Origin of the sequence: Streptomyces sp. NPDC050560 (assembly GCF_044457285.1) — a bacterium.
In the GTDB taxonomy this organism is placed as follows: domain Bacteria; phylum Actinomycetota; class Actinomycetes; order Streptomycetales; family Streptomycetaceae; genus Streptomyces.
The window spans coordinates 53,214-72,319 of record NZ_JBITGT010000012.1 but is presented as its reverse complement, the minus strand read 5'-3'; the positions used below and the strand labels follow the sequence as shown (position 1 = coordinate 72,319).

The 19,106-nt window shown below is 73.9% G+C and carries 15 protein-coding genes; 5 read left to right on the top strand and 10 right to left on the bottom strand.

The features are described from left to right. Window positions 1-11: 11 nt before the first annotated feature. Both ACIBIW_RS26500 and ACIBIW_RS26495 read right to left on the bottom strand, forming a co-directional pair. Window positions 12-1,649 (bottom strand): ABC-F family ATP-binding cassette domain-containing protein, encoded by a 1,638-nt coding sequence (locus tag ACIBIW_RS26500; protein ID WP_399339552.1) that lies wholly within the window; start codon window positions 1,647-1,649, stop codon window positions 12-14. Between the two features lie 77 nt (window positions 1,650-1,726). Then, window positions 1,727-3,208, bottom strand: coding sequence for an FAD-dependent monooxygenase (locus ACIBIW_RS26495; protein WP_399339551.1), 1,482 nt, complete (start codon window positions 3,206-3,208; stop codon window positions 1,727-1,729). Between the two features lie 88 nt (window positions 3,209-3,296). On the opposite strand from ACIBIW_RS26495, the gene ACIBIW_RS26490 reads away from it, so the two are divergent. Then, window positions 3,297-3,932, top strand: a complete 636-nt coding sequence (locus ACIBIW_RS26490; protein WP_399339550.1) for a TetR/AcrR family transcriptional regulator — start codon at window positions 3,297-3,299, stop codon at window positions 3,930-3,932. A gap of 7 nt (window positions 3,933-3,939) precedes the next feature. Here the strand turns inward: ACIBIW_RS26490 and ACIBIW_RS26485 are convergent, their stop codons facing one another. Then, entirely contained in the window at window positions 3,940-5,622 is a 1,683-nt protein-coding gene (locus tag ACIBIW_RS26485; RefSeq protein WP_399339710.1) for a BCCT family transporter, read from the bottom strand. Window positions 5,623-5,857: 235 nt separating this feature from the next. Between ACIBIW_RS26485 and ACIBIW_RS26480 the strand changes: the two genes are divergently transcribed. Further along, window positions 5,858-7,267 carry a M1 family metallopeptidase gene (locus ACIBIW_RS26480; RefSeq protein ID WP_399339549.1) on the top strand — a complete coding sequence of 470 codons (1,410 nt, stop codon included), beginning with the start codon at window positions 5,858-5,860 and terminating at the stop codon, window positions 7,265-7,267. A gap of 89 nt (window positions 7,268-7,356) precedes the next feature. Here ACIBIW_RS26480 and ACIBIW_RS26475 read toward each other — a convergent pair whose 3' ends face one another. The 4 genes from ACIBIW_RS26475 to ACIBIW_RS26460 all read right to left on the bottom strand — a co-directional run bounded on the left by ACIBIW_RS26475 (window position 7,357) and on the right by ACIBIW_RS26460 (window position 12,839). Next, on the bottom strand, window positions 7,357-9,537 hold the full coding sequence (locus ACIBIW_RS26475) for a 3-hydroxyacyl-CoA dehydrogenase NAD-binding domain-containing protein (RefSeq protein ID WP_399339548.1): 2,181 nt from the start codon (window positions 9,535-9,537) through the stop codon (window positions 7,357-7,359). A gap of 48 nt (window positions 9,538-9,585) precedes the next feature. Further along, a complete protein-coding gene (locus ACIBIW_RS26470; RefSeq protein ID WP_399339547.1) occupies window positions 9,586-10,809 on the bottom strand; it encodes an acetyl-CoA C-acetyltransferase in 1,224 nt (407 codons plus the stop codon). A 46-nt stretch (window positions 10,810-10,855) separates the two neighbouring features. Further along, window positions 10,856-12,034, bottom strand: coding sequence for a CaiB/BaiF CoA transferase family protein (locus tag ACIBIW_RS26465; protein ID WP_399339546.1), 1,179 nt, complete (start codon window positions 12,032-12,034; stop codon window positions 10,856-10,858). A gap of 112 nt (window positions 12,035-12,146) precedes the next feature. Then, complete coding sequence (locus ACIBIW_RS26460; RefSeq protein ID WP_399339545.1) at window positions 12,147-12,839, bottom strand: endonuclease V; 693 nt, start codon at window positions 12,837-12,839, stop codon at window positions 12,147-12,149. A gap of 223 nt (window positions 12,840-13,062) precedes the next feature. Between ACIBIW_RS26460 and ACIBIW_RS26455 the strand changes: the two genes are divergently transcribed. Continuing rightward, window positions 13,063-13,476 (top strand): SsgA family sporulation/cell division regulator, encoded by a 414-nt coding sequence (locus ACIBIW_RS26455; protein ID WP_399339544.1) that lies wholly within the window; start codon window positions 13,063-13,065, stop codon window positions 13,474-13,476. Between the two features lie 215 nt (window positions 13,477-13,691). Here the strand turns inward: ACIBIW_RS26455 and ACIBIW_RS26450 are convergent, their stop codons facing one another. After that, the gene (locus tag ACIBIW_RS26450; RefSeq protein ID WP_399339543.1) at window positions 13,692-14,372 is read right to left on the bottom strand and encodes a GPP34 family phosphoprotein; all 681 of its coding nucleotides are present in this window, start codon (window positions 14,370-14,372) and stop codon (window positions 13,692-13,694) included. Window positions 14,373-14,627: 255 nt separating this feature from the next. Between ACIBIW_RS26450 and ACIBIW_RS26445 the strand changes: the two genes are divergently transcribed. Both ACIBIW_RS26445 and ACIBIW_RS26440 read left to right on the top strand, forming a co-directional pair. Continuing rightward, the gene (locus ACIBIW_RS26445) at window positions 14,628-15,689 is read left to right on the top strand and encodes a methyltransferase domain-containing protein (protein WP_399339542.1); all 1,062 of its coding nucleotides are present in this window, start codon (window positions 14,628-14,630) and stop codon (window positions 15,687-15,689) included. A 72-nt stretch (window positions 15,690-15,761) separates the two neighbouring features. Next, window positions 15,762-16,550 carry an SAM-dependent methyltransferase gene (locus tag ACIBIW_RS26440; protein WP_399339541.1) on the top strand — a complete coding sequence of 263 codons (789 nt, stop codon included), beginning with the start codon at window positions 15,762-15,764 and terminating at the stop codon, window positions 16,548-16,550. 17 nt (window positions 16,551-16,567) lie between these two features. On the opposite strand, the gene ACIBIW_RS26435 is transcribed toward ACIBIW_RS26440, so the two are convergent. Together ACIBIW_RS26435 and ACIBIW_RS26430 are read right to left on the bottom strand one after the other, a co-directional pair. Continuing rightward, window positions 16,568-17,983, bottom strand: a complete 1,416-nt coding sequence (locus tag ACIBIW_RS26435; RefSeq protein WP_399339540.1) for a PLP-dependent aminotransferase family protein — start codon at window positions 17,981-17,983, stop codon at window positions 16,568-16,570. Window positions 17,984-18,149: 166 nt separating this feature from the next. Then, window positions 18,150-19,031 carry an NAD-dependent epimerase/dehydratase family protein gene (locus ACIBIW_RS26430; protein WP_399339539.1) on the bottom strand — a complete coding sequence of 294 codons (882 nt, stop codon included), beginning with the start codon at window positions 19,029-19,031 and terminating at the stop codon, window positions 18,150-18,152. Between the last annotated feature and the right edge of the window lie 75 nt (window positions 19,032-19,106).

The following is a 19,106-nucleotide window of genomic DNA, read 5'->3' as shown; positions in this document are numbered from 1 at the left end:
GGGTGCGGCGGTCAGTCCTCGGTGACCCGCCCGGCGTCGAGGCGGAGCCTGCGGGTGGTGTGGACGGCGTCGAGCATGCGGCGGTCGTGGGTGACCAGCAGCAGGGTGCCGGTGTAGGAGGCGAGGGCGGACTCCAGTTGCTCGATGGCGGGCAGGTCGAGGTGGTTGGTCGGCTCGTCGAGCACCAGGAGGTTGACCCCGCGGCCCTGGAGGAGGGCGAGGGCGGCGCGGGTGCGTTCGCCGGGTGACAGGGTGGCGGCGGGGCGCAGCACGTGCGCGGACTTCAGGCCGAACTTCGCCAGCAGGGTGCGTACGTCGGCGGGCTCGGTGTCGGGCACGGCGGCGCGGAAGGCGTCGAGCAGGGTGGCGGGCCCGGTGAACAGGCCGCGGGCCTGGTCGATCTCGCCGACGACGGTCCCGGAGCCCAGTGCGGCGTGGCCCGCGGTGGGCCTTTCGCGGCCGAGGAGCAACCGCAGCAGGGTGGACTTGCCCGAGCCGTTGGGTCCCGTGATGGCGACGCGGTCGGCCCAGGCGATCTCCAGGGAGACGGGGCCGAGGCGGAAGTCGCCGCGGTGCAACTCGGCGCCGCGGAGGGTGGCGGCGACGGCGCCCGAGCGGGGGGCCGCGGCGATCTCCATCCGCAGCTCCCACTCCTTGCGGGGCTCGTCGACGGTGTCGAGGCGCTCGATGAGGCGCTGGGTCTGGCGGGCCTTGGCGGCCTGCTTCTCGCTGGCCTCGGTGCGGAACTTGCGGCCGATCTTGTCGTTGTCGCCGCCCGCCCTGGTGGCCTTGCGGCGGGCGTTCTTGACGCCCTTGTCCATCCAGGCGCGCTGGGTGCGGGCGCGGTCCTCAAGCGCGGCCTTCTTCTGCGCGTACTCCTCGTAGTCGCCGCGGGCGTGCCGCCTGGCGACCTCGCGCTCCTCCAGATAGGCGGTGTAGCCGCCGCCGTAGAGGTTGACCCGGCCCTGGGCCAGGTCGAGTTCGAGTACGGAGGTGACGGTGCGGGTGAGGAACTCGCGGTCGTGGCTCACGAGGACGGTCCCGGCCCGCAGCCCCCTGACGAAGTCCTCCAACTGTTCGAGCCCCGGCAGGTCGAGGTCGTTGGTGGGCTCGTCGAGGAGGAAGACGTCGTAGCGGGAGAGCAGCAGGGAGGCCAGCGAGGCGCGGGCGGCCTGGCCGCCGGAGAGGGAGGTCATGGGGCGGTCGAGGGCGACGGTGAGGCCGAGCTGTTCCACGGTGGCCTCGGCGCGCTCCTCCAGGTCGGCGCCGCCGAGGGCGAGCCAGCGCTCCAAGGCGTCGGAGTAGCGGTCGTCGGCGCCCTGGGCCTCCTCCGCGAGTGCCTGCGCGGCGGTGTCCATGGCGTGCTGGGCGTCGTCGACGCCGGTGCGGCGGGCCAGGAACTGCCGCACGGTCTCGCCGGGGCGCCGCTCGGGCTCCTGGGGGAGGTGGCCGACGGTGGCGCCGGGCGGGGAGAGCCGGAGCGCGGGGCCGGGGGCGGCGAGGAGCCGCAGCAGGGTGGACTTGCCGGCCCCGTTGGGCCCGACGAGGCCGATCACGTCTCCGGGGGCGACGACGAGGTCGAGGCCGCTGAAGAGCGAGCGGTCGCCGTGGCCCGCGGCGAGGTTCTTGGCGACGAGTGTGGCAGTCATCGGGGCCGATCCTAAGCGCTGTCCATGCCCCGTCCCGCCCTCTTTCCCGGCGCCGCCCCGCCGCGGTCCCGGGCCGGTCAGCCCGCGGCGAGGAGGGCGGGCAGGGGGTCGCGGGCCGTCACGGGGTGGTCGGTGGCCCAGCCCACGTAGGCGTCGGGCCGGATGAGCAGGGCGGCGGCGCCGAGCGGCGTGGGCGAGGTGGCGCGCACGAGGTCGACGCGGGGCGGGAGCGCGAGGCCGGCGGGGACGGCGTCGGCGAGGTCGAGCAGGACGGCGTGGCCGGTGGTGAGCAGCGCCGGGATGCGGGTGGGCCCGGTGTCGGTGAGCAGGTCGGCGTCGGGGGCGCGGCGGCCGGTGAGCGGGTGGTCGCCCGGCAGTTCGTAGCGCAGGGCGAGGCCGGACATCAGGCCCGCGAGGTGGCGGTTGACGTCGGGCAGGCGCATCAGGTCGGTGAAGATGTCGCGCAGGGCGGCCACGTCCTCGGTCGGCCGCGGGTCGGCCAGGACGCGCTGGGCCGAGGTGTGGTGCAGGACCTGGGCGGCGACGGGGTGCCGCTCGGTGTGGTAGCTGTCGAGGAGGCCGTCGGGCGCCCGGCCCTGGAGCGTCGCGGCCAGTTTCCAGCCGAGGTTGAAGGCGTCCTGGATGCCGAGGTTGAGCCCCTGGCCGCCGAGCGGTGGGTGGATGTGCGCGGCGTCGCCCGCGAAGAGGACGCGGCCGGTGCGGTAGCGCTCCAGTTGCCGGGTGGCGTCGGTGAAGCGGGAGGCGTTGTCGACGTCGCCGAGGACGGTCTCCTGGCCGTAGACGGCGCGCAGCGCGGCGGTGATCTCGTCCGGGGCGACGGGGGTGTCGCGGTCGGTGCCGGGCTGGTCGACGCAGCCGAAGGTGAAGCGGTACCGGTCGCCGCCGAGGGGCACGAGCGCGGCCCAGTAGCCGCCGGTGTACCGGGTCAGGGTGCTGAAGTGGCCGCGCTGCCGCGGCACCTCGGCCGAGGCGGCCGCCAGGCGGATGTCGGCGACGACGCAGGGCCGAGTGCCGGCGCGTCCGGGGAAGGGCAGGCCGAGCAGCCCGCGCACGGTGCTGTGCGCGCCGTCGCAGGCCACCAGGTAGCGGGCGCGCACCGTGGTGCCCTCCGCCGTCACGAGCACGCCGTCGGTGTCCTGCTCGACCGCCTGGACGGGGCTCGCGGGCAGGACGCGGGCGCCGAGGGCGCACGCCCGCTCCTGCAACACCTCCTCGATCTCCCACTGCGGGACGGCGATCGGGAAGGGGTGCCTGGTGTCCCAGGGCGCGCAGTCGAGCGGCACGGGCAGGGCGGCGAAGTGTCCGCCGACAGGCTCGCGCGCCGCGGCGCGGCGCCGTATCGGCTCCAGCAGGCCGCGGGTCTCCAGCAGTTCTGCGGTACGGGGCTGGACCCCACCGCCCTTCACCTGCTCGATGCGCCGCGGCAGCTTCTCCAGCACCAGGGGCCGGGCACCGGCGAGCGCCAGCTCGTACGCCAGCGTCAGACCCGTCGGTCCCGCGCCCACGATGACGACCTCGGCGGTGGTCTCTGTCACCATCTGTCACTCCGTCCTATCGCTCGACTCGGAGCAAATATATACCAGGTGCAGAAATATCCTCGGGGCAGATATCTGCTATGGTGGCGGCGTGGACAGCAAGCCAGGGCTGCGGGAGCGGAAGAAGCAGCGGACCCACGCGGCCATCTCCGAGGCCGCGATTTCGCTCTTCCTCGCCCACGGGTTCCAGCACGTCTCGGTGGCCCAGGTGGCCGAGGCCGCGGAGGTGTCGAAGCGCACGCTGTTCGCGTACTTCCCGGCGAAGGAGGACCTGGTGGTGCACCGCCTCGCCGACCACGAGACCGAGCTGGCCCGGGTGGTGGCGGCCGCGGGGCCCGGGGGCGCGCCGCTTGCCGCGGTGCGGGAGAACTTCCTCAGGGGCCTGCGCGAGCGCGACCCCTTCACGGGGCTCAACGACCGCCCCGATGTGCGCGCGCTGCTGCACATGATCCTCGACACGCCCGCGCTGGTGGCCCGCATGAACACGTTCAGGACGGGCGCGGAGCGGGCGCTCGCCGGGGCCCTGCGCGAGGTGGGCACGCCGGACCTCACCGCGCGGCTGACGGCCGTGCAGATCGTCGCGGCGCACTGGACACTGGCCATGGACAACGCCGAGCGCCTCACCCGCGGCGAGTCGGCGCACGCGCGCTACCCGGGCGCGGTGACCGACGCGGAGCACGCGTTCGCACTGCTGGAGCACGGGGTGACGGGCGGGCCGCCGCGCTGACCCGCCCTCAGGGAAGGTCGTCCGCGCGCTGGGCGCCGGTGTCGTCGGGGTTCGCCGGGCCGATGCGCAGCTCGAAGTCCCCGTTGTACTCCCGGTGGCCCGCGACGACCGCCGACTTGACGGCCTCCTCGCCGATCTGGCGGCGCACGATGAGCGGGTCCCTGCGCAGGTCCCGCATCAGCGCCACGCACATCAGCACCATCACGATGGTGAACGGGGCCGCCACCAGGATGGTGAGGTTCTGGAGCCCCGTGAGGGCGTTGTCCGAGCCGTTGCCGATGAGGAGCATGATGGCGCCGACCGCGCCGGTGACCACGCCCCAGAAGATGACCACGAAGCGGCCCGGCTCCAGCGCGCCGCGCTGCGACAGCGTGCCCATCACGATGGAGGCGGCGTCGGCGCCCGAGACGAAGAAGATGGCGACCAGGATCATCACGAGCAGGCTGGTGACGGTGGCGAGGGGATAGGACCGCAGCACCCCGAAGAGCTGCTCCTCCTGGGAGGTGTCCCCGGCGAGGCCGCCGTTCTCCTTGAGCCGCATCGCCGTGCCGCCGAAGACCGCGAACCAGATGAGGCTGACGGTGCTCGGCACCAGGATCACCCCGCCGACGAACTGCCTGATGGTGCGGCCCCTGCTGATACGGGCGATGAACATGCCGACGAACGGGGTCCAGGAGATCCACCACGCCCAGTAGAAGACGGTCCACTGGGAGAGCCAGTCGGCGACGCCCTTGCCGCTCGACGCCTCGGTGCGGCCGATCAGTTGGGGCAGCTCGCCGAGGTAGGAGCCGAGCGAGGTGGGCAGCAGGTCGAGCATCAGCACCGTGGGCCCGACGACGAAGACGAACACGGCGAGGATCAGCGCAAGCACCATGTTGATGTTGGAGAGCCACTGGATGCCGCGCTCCACACCGGAGACCGCGGAGGCGACGAACGCGACGGTGAGCACCGCGATGACGGTGACCAGCAGCCCGGTGCCCGCGTGGTCCATCCAGTCGAGCACCTCGATGCCGCTGCCGATCTGGAGCGCCCCGAGCCCGAGCGAGGCCGCGGAGCCGAAGAGGGTGGCGAAGATCGCGATGATGTCGATGACGCGCCCCCAGGTGCCGCGGGCGTGCCGGGTGCCGATGAGGGGTTCGAAGACGGCGCTGATCGTCTGCCGGCGGCGGCGCCTGAAGGTGCTGTAGGCGATGCCGAGGCCGACCACCGCGTAGATCGCCCAGGGGTGCAGCGTCCAGTGGAACAGCGTCGTGGCCATCGCGGTGGCCATGGCCTGGCCCGAGTCGGCCGGGTGGGTGCCGGGGGGCGGGGTGGTGTAGTGCGCCAGCGGTTCCGAGACGCCGTAGAACATCAGGCCGATGCCCATACCGGCGCTGAACATCATCGCGATCCAGGAGACGGTGCGGAACTCGGGCTCCTCGCCCTCGTGGCCGAGGGTGATCCGGCCGTAGCGGCTCATCGCCAGCCAGAGCGCGAAAATCACGAAGCCGGTGGCGGCCAGCATGAACGCCCAGCCCGCGTTGTGCATCAGGCCGCCGAGCAGGGTGTCGGAGACGCTCTCCAGGGAGTCGGTGCCGACACCGCCCCAGATCAGGAAGGCCAACGTGAGGGCGGCGGTGACGCCGAACACCACCCGGTCGGTCACCGGAGCGCGCCCCTGTCCCGGATGGGGCGCCTCGGGGTCCGTCACGTCGTCATGGGTCACGGGTGGCACCTCTCAGGGGGCGGAAACGGGCATTTTGCTCCATACGAACTACCACATACGGACCCTTTTCCCGGCCCCCGGCACAGGTGTGTGTCGGCCCCGCGGGCCGAAACGTGGCCCGACGGCGCCCATCGTCACGCCACGTTCATGGACACGGGGGGTACGGGAGTGCTCAATGGGAGGGCGAACACACCTCACCCCCCACGGACTTGGAGCCTTCGTGTACCGCAGACTCATCGTCCCCGGCGCGCTCGCCTTCGCGCTCGCGCTGGCCGTCCCCGCCACCGCCGCCGACTACTCCCCCGGCGCCCCCGGCATCGGCGACCCGTACTACCCCGTGAGCGGAAACGGGGGCTACGACGTGCGGCACTACGGTCTCGACCTGACGTACCACCCGGACAGCGACCTGCTGGAGGGCACGGCGACCATCCGGGCCACCGCCACCCAGGACCTGTCACGCTTCGACCTGGACTTCGGGCTGCCCGTCAAGAGCGTCACCGTGAACGGGAGGAGCGCCGCGCACCACCTCTCCGGCGACCAGGAGCTGGAGGTGACCCCGGCGGCGGGGCTGCGGGACAAGGCCCGCTTCACGGCCGTCGTACGGTACGCGGGCAAGCCGTCGGACCTGGTCATCAACGGGTTCACCTCCTGGGCGCGGACGCCTGACGGGGCGGTGGCGGCGCAGGAGCCCGAGTCGTCCGTGTGGTGGTATCCGGCCAATGACCATCCGCTGGACAAGGCGACGTACGACATCTCCGTCTCGGTCCCGAAGGGCCTCGACACCGTCTCCAACGGCGTCCTGACCGGGCAGCACACCAGGAACGGCTGGACCCGCTACGACTGGCGCTCCGACAAGCCGCAGGCCACGTATCTGACAACGTTGGCGATCGGCAAGTTCGACATCCACCACGGGGTCACGGACGACGGCATCCCGGTGACCACCGCCTACAGCAAGGACCTCGATCCGGCGGAGGCGGCCGGGGCGCGGGCCTCGGTGGAGCGGACCGCGGAGGTGGTCGAATGGCTGGAAACCCTCTACGGCCGCTACCCGTTCAGCGCGGCGGGCGGCTATGTGCCCAATGTGACCAGCGGTTTCGCGCTGGAGACCCAGACCAGGCCGATGTACAGCCCGTCGATCTTCAAGAACGGCGAGAACATCTCGGTCGTGGCGCACGAACTGGCGCACCAGTGGTACGGCGACAGCGTGTCGGTGCACGGCTGGAAGGACATCTGGGTCAACGAGGGCTTCGCCGCGTACACGGAGTGGCTCTGGTCGGAGCAGCACGGCGGGCCGAGCGCGCGTGAGTCGGCGGACGAGACGTACGCGGCGCACCCGGCGGACGACGCGTTCTGGACGGTGCTGCCCGGCGATCCGGGACCCGACAACCAGTTCGACGCCGCGGTGTACGACCGCGGCGCGATGGCGATCCAGGCGCTGCGGGACGAGGTGGGCGACAAGGCGTTCTTCAAGCTGCTGAAGAAGTGGCCCCGGCTCCACCGCTACGGCAACGGGTCGGTGGCGGCGTTCCGGGCTTACGCGGAGCGCGAGACCGGCAAGGACCTCGGGGCCCTCTTCGAGACGTGGCTGTTCACACCGGAGCGGCCGGCTTCCCCCGGGGGCGCCGCCTAGCTGTACTTCCGGTGGCCCGAGGGTTTCGTGCCTGCTTGTTTCTTCCCCTCTTGGCGAGGCTTCCCCCAATTCTGTGAGGCTTCCCCCAATTACGTGAAGTTTTCGCCCCGTTCCGCCTTCTCGACCAGGAGGCGTGGCGGGGCGAAACGGTCTCCGTAGGTCGCTGCCAGGTGCCTGGCGCGGGCCGTGAAGCCGGCGGGGCCGCCCTCGTAGCCGTTGATGTACTGGAGGACGCCGCCGGTCCAGCCGGGGAAGCCGATGCCGAGGAGGGAGCCGATGTTGGCGTCGGCGACGGAGGTGAGGACGCCCTCCTCCAGGAGCCGCACGGTGTCGAGGGATTCGGCGAACATCATGCGGTCGCGCAGGTCGCGCAGCGGGACCCGGGCGTCGTCGCGGGTGAAGTGGGCGCGCAGTCCCGGCCAGAGGCGGGTGCGGCGGCCGTCCTCGTAGTCGTAGAAACCGGCGCCGCCGGCCTTGCCGGTGCGGCCGAACTCCTCGACCATACGGTCGATGACGGCCTCGGCGGGGTGCGGCCGCCAGGTCTCGCCGGCCTCCTCGGCGGCGCGGCGGGACTCGTCGCGGATGCGGCGCGGCAGGGTGAGGGTCAGCTCGTCCATGAGCGCGAGGACCTTCGCGGGGTACCCGGCCTGGGCGGCGGCCTGTTCGACGGAGGCGGGCTCGACGCCCTCGCCGACCATGGCGACGCCCTCGTTGAGGAAGCGGCCGATGATCCGCGAGGTGAAGAAGCCGCGGGCGTCGCGGACCACGACGGGGGTCTTGTCGAGCTGCCGTACGAGGTCGAAGGCGCGGGCGAGGGCGGTGTCGGAGGTCTGCGCGCCGCGGATGATCTCGACGAGCGGCATCCGGTCGGCGGGCGAGAAGAAGTGCAGCCCGAGGAAGTCGTGGGGGCGTTCGACGCCTTCGGCGAGCTGGGTGACGGGGAGCGTGGAGGTGTTGGAGCAGAGCAGCGCGTCGGGGGCGACGAGGTGCTGGATCTCCTGGAACACCTTGTGCTTGAGGGCGGTGTCCTCGTAGACGGCCTCGATGACGGCGTCGCAGCCCGCGAGGTCGGCCGGGTCGGCGGTGGGGGTGATACGGGCGAGGAGGGCGTCGGCGGCGTCGCGGGTGCTGCGGCCCTTGGCGACGGCCTTGGTGGTCAGCGCCTCCGAGTGGCCCTTGCCGCGTGCGGCGGCCTCCGGGGAGACGTCCTTGAGGACGACGTCGATTCCGGCGCGGGCCAGGGTGTGGGCGATGGCGGCGCCCATCATCCCGGCGCCGAGGACGGCGGCCCTGGTGACGGGGCGGCGCGCGACGTCCCGGGGGCGCGCGGCGCCCGAGTTGACGGTCTGGAGGTCGAAGAAGAACGCCTGGATCATGTTCTTGGCGGTCTGCCCCGTGGCCAGGTCGGTGAAGTAGCGGGACTCGACGGTGCAGGCGGTGTCGAAGTCGACCTGGGCGCCCTCGACGGCGGCGGCGAGGATGGCGCGCGGCGCCGGGTAGGGGGCGCCGCCGGTCTCCTTGAGGAGCGTGGCGGGGAAGGCGGGCAGGCTCGCGGCGAGCCTGGGGTCCGCGGGGGTGCCGCCGGGCATGCGGTAGCCCGGGGTGTCCCAGGGCTGGTGGGACTCGGGGTGGGCGTCGATGAAGGCGTGGGCCTGGGCGATCATGTCCTCGCGGCTGGCGGCCACTTCGTGGACGAGGCCGGTGGCGAGCGCGCGTGCGGGGTCGTAGCGGGTGCCCTTGAGCAGCACCCTGGTCAGCGCCTCCTGCACGCCGAGCAGCCGTACGGTGCGCACCACGCCGCCCCCGCCGGGCAGCAGGCCGAGCGTCACCTCGGGCAGGCCCACGACGGCGCCTGGGGCGGCGAGCACGATGCGGTGGTGGCAGGCGAGGGCGATCTCGTAGCCGCCGCCGAGCGCGGCCCCGCCGAGGGCGGCGACGACGGGGATGCCCAGCGTCTCCAGGCGGCGCAGGTCGCGCTTGACGGCCTGGCCCGCGGCGAAGACGCGGGGCGCGTCGGCGGGGGTGGCGGCGATGAGGTCGCGCAGGTCGCCCCCGGCGAAGAAGGTCTTCTTGGCGGAGGTGACGACGACGCCGCGTACCGCGTCGCGTTCGGCCTCAAGGCGGTCCACGACGGCCGTGAGGGAGGTCCTGAACGCCTCGTTCATGGTGTTGGCGGACTGTCCCGGGTCGTCGAGTACGAGGGTGACGACGCCGGCCCCGTCCTGCTCCCAGCGGATGGTGGTGGCGGGGGTCTGCGCGGGCTCGCTCATCGGGCTCTCTTCCTTGGTGGGCGGCGGCGGTGCGGGGGCGGGGCGCGGTCAGAGGCGTTCGACCACGGTGGCGATGCCCATGCCGCCGCCGACGCAGAGGGTGACGAGCCCGAGGTGCTTGTCCCGGCGTTCGAGTTCGTCGACGAGGGTGCCGAGGATCATCGCGCCGGTGGCGCCGAGGGGGTGGCCGAGGGCGATCGCGCCGCCGTTGACGTTGACCTTGTCGAGCGGGAGGTCCATCTCCCTGGCGAAGCGCAGCACGACCGCGGCGAACGCCTCGTTGATCTCGACGAGGTCGATGTCGCCGATGGACAGGCCGGCCCTGGCGAGGGCCTTGCGGGTGGCGGGGGCGGGCCCGGTGAGCATGATGGTGGGCTCGGAGCCGGAGACCGCGGCGGAGACGACGCGGGCGCGCGGCCGCATCCCGGCGCGCTCTCCGGCCTCCCGGGAGCCGATGGCGACGAGGGCGGCGCCGTCCACGATGCCGGAGGAGTTGCCCGCGTGGTGGACGTGGTCGATCGCCTCGACCCAGTGGTACTTCTGCAGGGCCACGGCGTCGAAGCCGCCGCGTTCGCCGATGTCCGCGAAGGACGGCTTGAGGCGGGCGAGGGTGTCGGCGGTGGTGCCCGGCCTGAGGTGTTCGTCGTGGTCGAGGACGGTGAGCCCGGCGCGGTCGCGCACGGGGACGACGGAGCGGTCGAAGAGGCCGTCCTTCCAGGCGCGCGCGGCGCGCTCCTGGGAGAGCGCCGCGTACTCGTCGACGTCGCGGCGGCCGAGGCCCTCGATGGTGGCGATGAGGTCGGCGCCGATGCCCTGGGGGACGAAGCCGACGCCGAGGCTGGTCATGGGGTCGGCGAACCAGGCGCCGCCGTCGGAGCCGATCGGCACCCGTGACATGGACTCGACGCCCCCGGCGAGCACCAGGTCCTCCCAGCCGGAACGGACCTTGGCCGCGGCCAGGTTGACCGCTTCGAGCCCGGAGGCACAGAAGCGGTTCTCCTGCACTCCGGCGACGGTGTCGGGCAGGCCCGCGGCGATGGCGGCGATCCTGGCGATGTCGGAGCCCTGGTCGCCGAGGGGGCTGACGACGCCGAGGACGATGTCGTCGATGGCGGCGGGGTCGAGTCCCGGCTGCCTGGCGCGCAGTTCGTGGATGAGGCCGACGACGAGGTCGACGGGCTTGGTGCCGTGCAGGGCGCCGTTCGCCTTGCCTCGGCCGCGCGGGGTGCGGAGGGCGTCGTAGACGTACGCTTCGGTCGGCTGGGAGGGCACGGCTGCGGCCTTTCGACGGGGCTTCTACGGGGCTTCTGCTGGGCTTCTAGCGGGCTTCGGGGCTTCGGGCCTGCCCGCCGTGTCCGCCATCGTCCTCCGTGAGCGCGACGTCCCAGTCGCGCGCCACCGCCGCGGTGTCGGCGCCGGGGTGTGGGGGCGGCTGCGGGGTGGCCGTGGGGGTGGCGGAGAAGCGGGGCGCGGGGGCGGGCTGGGTGGTGCCCTCGACGGTGGTGAAGGTGGCGCGGGCGGCGAGGTGGGGGTGGGCGGGGGCCTCGCGCAGCGAGAGGACGGGGGCGACGCAGGCGTCGCTGTCGGCGAAGGCGGCGGTCCACTCGTCGCGGGTGCGGGTGGCGAAGCGGTCGGCGATGAGCCGCCGCAGCGCGGGCCAGTTGTTTTGCTCCGCGCGGTCGGGCGCGTCGTCGCCGAGGCCGAGCCGGGTGGCGAACTCGCCGTAGAAGCGGTCTTCCAGGGCGCCCACGGCCATATGGCCGCCGTCGGAGGTGCGGTAGCAGCCGTAGAAGGGGCTGCCGCCGTCGAGGAGGTTGGCGCCGCGGCCGTCGTTCCAGAGTCCTGCGGCGAGCAGGCCGTGGACGGCGGTGGCGAGGTGGGCCGCGCCGTCGACGACCGCGGCGTCCACGACCTGCCCGAGGCCGGTGGCGCGGGCGTGGTGCAGGGCGGCGAGTACACCGGTGACGAGGTAGAGGGAGCCGCCCGCGTAGTCGCCGAGGAGGTTGGCGGGCACGGTGGGCGGCTCGTCGGGGGCGCCGATCATGCCGAGCACCCCGGTCGGCGCGATGTAGGCGATGTCGTGGCCCGCGCTCGCGGCGAGCGGGCCGTGCTGGCCCCAGCCGGTCATACGGCCGTAGACGAGCCGGGGGTTTCTGGCGTGGCAGTCGGCGGGGCCGACGCCGAGGCGTTCCGCGACGCCCGGGCGGTAGCCCTCGACGAGGATGTCGGCGCGCTCGGCGAGCGCGAGGACGCGCTCCGCGCCGTCCGGGGCCTTCAGGTCGACGAGGACGGAGCGCTTGCCGCGGCCTGTGGTGTCGTACCGCGGCGCGACGTCGAAGGGCTGGCCGCCCGGGCGGTCGACGCGTACGACATCGGCGCCGAGGTCGGCCAGGAGCATGGCCGCGAAGGGGCCAGGACCGATGCCGGACAGTTCGAGCACCCGGATTCCGGCCAGTGGTCCCCGGCGCCCGTGTGCGGCGCCGTCCTCGTCTGCCATCGAGCCCCCGTCAGCGTGGAGAACCTGCGGTAACACCCGTGATGGTAGGAACCGTGGAAACGCCGCACAAGAGGCGAGCAAGCGCTCGCTTCGCGTGCCCCCGGTGCCCCCTCTAGCCTGCCACCGCTTCCTTGAGGGCGCGGCGGCAGAGGGCGTCGGCGAGCCGGGTGGAGTGCGGGAGCCGGTAGCGGGGGGCGAGGGCCAGGGTGTGGGCGCAGGCCGTGTCGAGGTCCGTGCGGTGGCCCACGGAGACGAAGACGGGTTTGACGCCGTCCCTGGTGCGCAGCGCGCTGCCGACCGGCTCGGCGCCGTCGAGCAGCGGCGAGCGGGAGCCGCGTGCGGTGGCCGGGTCCGCGTAGGAGAAGGCGAACGGGTTCTTGGCGACCCCGGCCGTGGGCAGCCCGGTGAGCACCCCGAGGTGGCTGGCGAGGCCGAAGCGGCGGGGGTGGGCGAGGCCGTAGCCGTCGCAGAGGACGAGCCCGGGGTCGGCGGCGAGGGCGGCGAGCGCGGACAGCACGGCGGGCAGTTCCCTGAAGGCAAGCAGGCCCGGCACATAGGGGAACGGCACCCGGCCGACCGCGGTGGCCTCCTCGACGACGTCGAGGGTGGCGGCGTCGAGCACGACGGCCGCGGCCGCCACGGTGTCGCGCTCGTCGTCGTAGGCGACGTCGACCCCGGTGACATGCCCTGCGCCGGGCGGCGGTCCGCTCTCGCCGAGTATGACGCGATGGCGCAACTCGTCCTGGGTCGCCCTGGCTTGTACCTCGGTGGCGGGCCAGCCGGCCGGAATCCGTACGGGTCTCATGGTGCGGCGAAGGGTACGCGAAATCCCGTGGCGCGCCACCGGAGGGCAGGTCACGGGGGGTGTGGGGGTTGTCGGGCCCGGCAGGCATGAAGTCGGTGACACAGGTCACTCGCATTCTCGTGCACTGAGCGCGGCGCCGGGCCGTCCTACCGGTAGAGGCCCGTCGCGACCAGCGTCCGCCCGCGGCGACGAGCCCGCCGTCCGAGCCATCAGGGAGCAGGCGATGTCCACCGTCATCGAGCAGGCCGTAGAAGCACGCTTGGTCGCCGCGGCGCCACGCATGCCCACCATCCCCGCCTCGCTGTGCTACGACAGGGACGACCCGTTCGCCGTGCGTATGCGCTTCCCGGCACCGGCGACACTTGAGGGCGTCGAGGTCTGCTGGACGTTCGCCCGCGACCTGCTCGTGGACGGTCTTGAGGGCCCGGCCGGGCAGGGGGACGTACGGGTGCGCCCCTACGGCTACGACCGCACGGTGGTGGAGTTCCGCGCGCCGCAGGGCACGGCGGTCATCCATGTGCGCACCCCTGCGATCCGGCGCTTTCTGCGCCGCAGTACGGCGCTGGTGCCGCGGGGCCGCGAGGGGCGCTACGGCAATCTGGACCACGACCTCGCGGTGCTGATGCGCGGAGCCTGACGGCGGCGCGCCGAGGGGCTGTTCGGCGGGAGCCCGTCGGCGCGGGGTGCGGGTGCCGGGCGCGGAGGCGGGCAGGGGGCGTGCGGCGGGCCGGGGACGCGGGTGGACCGCTCCCCGGCTCCTTTGTGTGCGGCGTTGCGGGGCGGGCGTGTTGCCGGGTGTGCGGCGGGCGTTTCGGCGCTTGGGCGGGCGGGTGTTTCGGCGGGTGCGCCGGGTCAGGAGTTCGCGGCGGCGCTGCTCGCGGCGGTGGCCGCGGCGATCGCGACGGCGGCGCGTACGTCCTGGATGACCCGGCGCAGCGCGGGCGCCGCGTCCCCGCCGCGCTCGGCGAGCGCCGCGATGCGGTCGCGGTACTGGCGCCGCTCCTTGCCTGAGGCGACGGTGCGCAGTTCGCCCGCGGTGGCGAGCGCGATCACGGCGGCGTCCCTGTCGGACACCTCGGCGGTGGGGGTGTCGCCGAGCAGCACCGCCCTGGCCCGCTTGCGCAGCCCGTCCGCGATGCCGCGGTCGGCGAGTTCGTACTGGTGGGAGGGGATGATTCCGAGCAGGCGGCGGGAGCGGTCGTGCAGCAGCCCGTCCTTGGTGAGCTGCGCGACGACGGCGTCGAGGGTGACCTTGGAGCGTGAGGTCACCCAGGACTTCCACTTGCGGGGACGGGACTCCACGACGAGTTCGAGGAGCCCGTCGAGGGCGGGGTCGCCGGTCTCGGCGTCGGGGCTCGCGGGCGTGGCGACACCGTCCCGGTCCAGCAGCAGGCCCCGCTGGGCGAGTTCCGTGAGGGCGGCGGCGCGTACCAGGTGGGCGAGGTAGGGGGTGCCGGTCGATCTGTCCTTCGTGGTGTCCCAGGAGAGCAGGTAGAGCTGCGCGGGCAGGGAGAGGGCCGGTTCGCCGGACACGGGGGCTCCTTCTGGTGCGGGGTACCCGCCACCACACGGTGCCGGGCGCCCGTCGAAATCCTCACTGGGCATCTTCTCCCCCCTTTCCCGACGGTCAAGGGCCGAAGCCCCCGCCCCTTTCCCCCCACACCCCTCACTACTACGTGACGTGTAGTACGCTGCCCGTACTACGCGCCCCGTACTACGCAACGCGTATCACCGGATGCCGGGAGTCGGCTACGGGCGGGGCCGAGGACCACGGACGGGAGGGCCCCCTTGCCCACGAACGACGCCCAACTGCTGGTGCTGAGCGCACTGGCGGAGGGACCGCTGCACGGATACGCGATCAACGCGGCCATCGAACGCCTCTCCGGCACCCGGCTCGGCCCCGGCAGCCTGTACGGGGCGCTGGCCCGGCTGGAGTCCAAGGGGCTCGTGGAAGGGGTGGAGGGGACGGCCGGGCGGGAGCGGCAGCGCCCGGTGCGGCTCACGGACGCGGGACGCGCGCTCCTGGAGGAGACCGCGCAGACGATGGCACGCGTCTCCGACCGCGTCTTCGAGGTCTTCGAGTCCGCGGTGCCCGACAGGACCGGCTACCTGGACCGGCTCGCCGCCACCGAGGAGGCGCGCTCGTACAAGTCGGTGATGCTCAAGGCGCTGGCGCCGCGGCCCGGACAGACCGTGCTCGACCTGGGCTGCGGTCCCGGCACCGACCTGGAGGCGCTGGCCGGGGCGGTGGGCGGCGAGGGGCGGGTGATCGGTGTCGACATGGACCCGGACATGGCCGCGCGGGCGCGTGAGCGCACCGCGGACGTGCCCGCCGTGCAGGTGCGGCAGACGGACATCACCGCGCTGCCGCTGCCCGACGCGGACGCCGACCTGGCACGGACCGACCGGGTGCTCCAGCACGTCGCGGACCCCGCAGCGGCGCTCGCCGAGGCGCGCCGGGTGCTGCGCCCCGGGGGCAGGCTGGTGATGGGCGAGCCCGACTGGGACTCGCTCGCCGTCGACCACCCCGACCTGGAGAGCGCCCGCGGCTACGCCCGCCACATCACCGACCGGGTGGTGCGGCGCGGCGCCATCGGCCGCCAACTGCCCAGGCTGGCCGAGGAGGCGGGCTTCGAGGTGCCCGCGGTGGTGCCGGTGACCTCGGTGTTCCGGGACGTGGGCGCGGCCGACCGGGTGCTCGGCCTTGAGCGCAACACGCGGCGCGCGGTCGAGGCCGGTTATCTGACGGAGCGGGCCGCGGGGGACTTCCTGGCACACCTGGCCGAGCGGCCGTTCTTCGCGGCCGTGACCCTCTACGTCGTCGTCGCCGAGGTGCCGGCGGCACCCTGAGCCGCCCCTGCGGCTGGGCGGCGGCCCGCTCGGCGACGTAGTCTCCGAGCGGGCGAAAGGAGAGAGGCGCACATGAGCGAGGACGACGTCTGGACCGGCCGCAAGGCACACTCCGCACGGGTCTACGACTACATCATCGGCGGCAAGGACAACTACGAGGTCGACCAGGCAGCGGCCGAGGACTCCCTGAAGGTCTGGCCCGGACTGCGCGACAGCATGCTGCTGAACCGCGCCACCATGCGCCGGATGGGGCACTGGCTGGCCACGGAGGCGGGCCTGCGGCAGTTCCTCGACATCGGCACGGGCATCCCGACCGAGCCCAATCTGCACCAGGTCGTGCAGCACGTCGCCCCCGACTCCCGGATCGTCTACGTGGACAACGACCCGGTGGTCCTCGCGCATGCCGCGGCCCTGATGACCAGCACGGCCGAGGGCCGCACCAGCTACATCTCGGCGGACATGCACCGGCCCGAGGCGCTGCTCGACCACCCGGACCTGCACGCCACCATCGACCTGGGCAGGCCGGTGGGGCTGACCATCATCGCGATGCTCCAGTTCGTCGAGGACGCCAGGGGCCTGATCGAGTCCCTGACCGGGCACCTGGTCTCCGGCAGCTATCTCGCGCTGACCGTCCCCACCCACGAGCTCGCGCCCGAGTCCGCCGCGCTGGCCCGCACCTACACCGACCTCGGCATCCCCATGTACCTGCGCGGCAGGGCCGAGATCGAGGGGTGGCTCGGCGGCTTCGAGGTGCTCGACCCCGGTGTCGTCCCCATGTCGCGCTGGCGCCCCGAGCCCGGCGACCCCGTACTGCCCGACGACGCCACCAACATGTACGCGGTGGTGGCCCGCAAGCCCTGAGCCCGCGGGGGCCGCGCTCAGGGCGGGGGCAGCGCGGAGCACAGGGCGGACAGCGCCTCCGCGAAGGCGTGGTCGGGCAGCCCGCCGAAGCCGACCACCAGGCCGTCGGTGGGCGGCACCGGGCTGTCCGGGTGCCGGTGCTGGGCGAGGCCGTCCACGGCGAGGCCCTGCCGGGCCGCGGCGCGCACCGTGTCGGCCTCCGTGCCGGGCGGCAGGGTGAGCACGGCGTGCAGCCCCGCCGCGATCCCGGAGACCGAGACATGCGGGGCCCGCTCCGCGAGGGTGCGCACCAGCAGGTCGCGGCGGTGCAGGTAGACGCGGCGCATCAGGCGCACATGGCGGTCGAAGGCGCCGCGGGTGAGGAAGTCGGCGAGCGTGAGCTGATCGGTGCTCGTCGACCACATCTCGCGGGGCCCCTTCACCGCGAGGACGTCGGGCACCAGGCGCTCGGGCAGCGCCATCCAGCCGATCCGCAGCGCCACGCTGAGGCTCTTGCTCGCCGAGCCGAGGTAGACGACCCGCTCGGGGTCGAGCCCCTGGACGGCGCCGACGGGCTGGCGGTCGTAGCGGAACTCGCCGTCGTAGTCGTCCTCGATGACCAGTCCCCCGCCCGCCCGCGCCCAGTCCACGACGGCGGCGCGCCGCTCCGGGTGCAGGGTGGCCCCGGTGGGGAACTGGTGCGCGGGAGTCAGCAGCACGGCGTCCGCCCCGGCGCCCGCCAGCTCCTCCACCACCGCGCCGCGCCCGTCCACCGGCAGGGGTACGGTGCGGCGGCCCCCGGTCTCGAAGAAGGCGCGGTGCACGCCGAGTCCGTACGCCTCCACGGCGATGGTGCCGGGCAGCGCCAGGCCGAGGAGGTGCAGGGCGCCCGCGGTGCCCGCGCAGACGACGATGCGGTGCGGCGCGGTGCGCACCCCGCGGGCGCGGGCCAGGTACTCGGTGAGGGCGAGCCGCAGCTCAGGGCGGCCCCGCGGGTCGGGCACGGCGAAGGCGTCGTGGGGCGCGGCGTGCAGCGCGCGCCGGGTGGCCGCGATCCAGGCCGTGCGGGGGAAGCGTGAGGCGTCGGGCGAGGTCGGCCGCAGATCGAGTTCCGGCCGGCGCCGCGGCGGCGCGGCGCGGCTCGGGCGCTCGGCGGGCAGCGGGGTGCTGCGCCGCGCCACCCGGGTGCCGGAGCCCTGGCGGGCGGTCAGCCAGCCCTCGGCGACCAGTTCGCCGTAGGCGTCGCCGACGGTGTTCAGCGCCAGGCCGAGGTCGCGGGCGAGGCCGCGGTACGGGGGCAGCCTGGTGCCGGGGGCGAGCCGCCCCGAGGCGATGGCCTCGCGCAGGGCCCGCATGAGCCGGTCGCGCTTGCCGCCGGGGCCGCGCAGCTCCAGGTGCAGATCGGCGCCGGAGCCGGACGGCCCGCCCCGGTCGGCGGGCTGCTCGGTGGGCATGGGGACACCTCCGGGCCGGGACGGGACGCTCGCCGCGGGCACCGCTCCCCCGCGGGCCCGCTGTCGCAGGGCATGCTATCCGCGGGCCGCGCGGCGCCCCTGCGGCGACATGGCGCCCCGGCGGGCGCCGCGGCCCGGACCCCGCCGCCTGGCCTTGGCAGCGGCGTCAGGGCCTGATGTTCTCCAGGTCCGCAAGCAGGCCCGGGTGCTTCGGCTCCCAGCCGAGGGCCCGCCGGGTGTGGGCGCTGGTGGCGGGCTGGTCGGTCGCGAAGATCGTGCCGAGGGGGCCGTAGGTCTCCGGTGCCACCGCCTCGACCGGCAGGCCGAGCCGCCGCCCGATGACCGCGGCGATGTCGCGCACCCTGTCCCCCTCGTCGGCCACGGCGTGCCAGGCGCTCCCGGCTTCGGCGCGCTCCAGGGCGAGCCGGATGAGGACGGCCGCGTCCAGGGCGTGCACGGCCGGCCAGCGCTGCTCGCCGTCGCCCGGGTAGCCGGACACCCCGGAGTCGCGGGCGAACTGGGTCAGGATGCCAGCGAACCCGCCCGCGCCCTCGTTGTGCACCGTGCGCGGCAGGCGTACGGCAGTGCTGCGCACGCCGCGCGAGGACAGCGCGAGGACCGCCGTGACCGAACGGCTGCGGCCCCCCACCGGCCCGCCGGTCGGCAGCGGGTCGGCCTCGGTGGCGGGGCGGCCTGGCACCGCGGGCGTACCGGAGACGGTGACGAAGGGGCGGTCGCTGCCGACCAGGGCCTCGCCGATCGCGGCGAGGGCGGCGGCCTCCTCGGCGACCGCGCGGGCGACGGCCTCCGCGGTGCTGAAGTCATGGCCGAACGCCAGGTGGACCACGCCCTCGGCGCGCGCGGCGATGTCCCGTAGCACGTCCAGGTCGGCGAGGCCGCCCCTGACGGGCTCCGCGCCCGCCTCCTCGGCGGCCCGTGCGGAGGCGTCGGAGCGGGCGAGTGCGAGGACGGTATGGCCGTTGCCGAGGAGTTCGGCGACGACGGCGGAACCGATCAGTCCGGTGCCACCGGTGACGAAGACGCGCATGGGGCTCTCCCGCAAGTGATGGGACTCTTGTCCCGTCACCCTACCAAAGTGATGGGACAAGAGTCCCATCACGTA

Coding starts and splice junctions, on each gene's coding strand:
- ACIBIW_RS26465 (WP_399339546.1), bottom strand. CDS start 12,034: ATGGCAGACGAGGACGGCGCCGCACACGGGCGCCGGGGACCACTGGCC.
- ACIBIW_RS26430 (WP_399339539.1), bottom strand. CDS start 19,031: ATGCGCGTCTTCGTCACCGGTGGCACCGGACTGATCGGTTCCGCCGTC.
- ACIBIW_RS26435 (WP_399339540.1), bottom strand. CDS start 17,983: ATGCCCACCGAGCAGCCCGCCGACCGGGGCGGGCCGTCCGGCTCCGGC.
- ACIBIW_RS26455 (WP_399339544.1), top strand. CDS start 13,063: ATGTCCACCGTCATCGAGCAGGCCGTAGAAGCACGCTTGGTCGCCGCG.
- ACIBIW_RS26440 (WP_399339541.1), top strand. CDS start 15,762: ATGAGCGAGGACGACGTCTGGACCGGCCGCAAGGCACACTCCGCACGG.
- ACIBIW_RS26460 (WP_399339545.1), bottom strand. CDS start 12,839: ATGAGACCCGTACGGATTCCGGCCGGCTGGCCCGCCACCGAGGTACAA.
- ACIBIW_RS26475 (WP_399339548.1), bottom strand. CDS start 9,537: ATGAGCGAGCCCGCGCAGACCCCCGCCACCACCATCCGCTGGGAGCAG.
- ACIBIW_RS26500 (WP_399339552.1), bottom strand. CDS start 1,649: ATGACTGCCACACTCGTCGCCAAGAACCTCGCCGCGGGCCACGGCGAC.
- ACIBIW_RS26495 (WP_399339551.1), bottom strand. CDS start 3,208: ATGGTGACAGAGACCACCGCCGAGGTCGTCATCGTGGGCGCGGGACCG.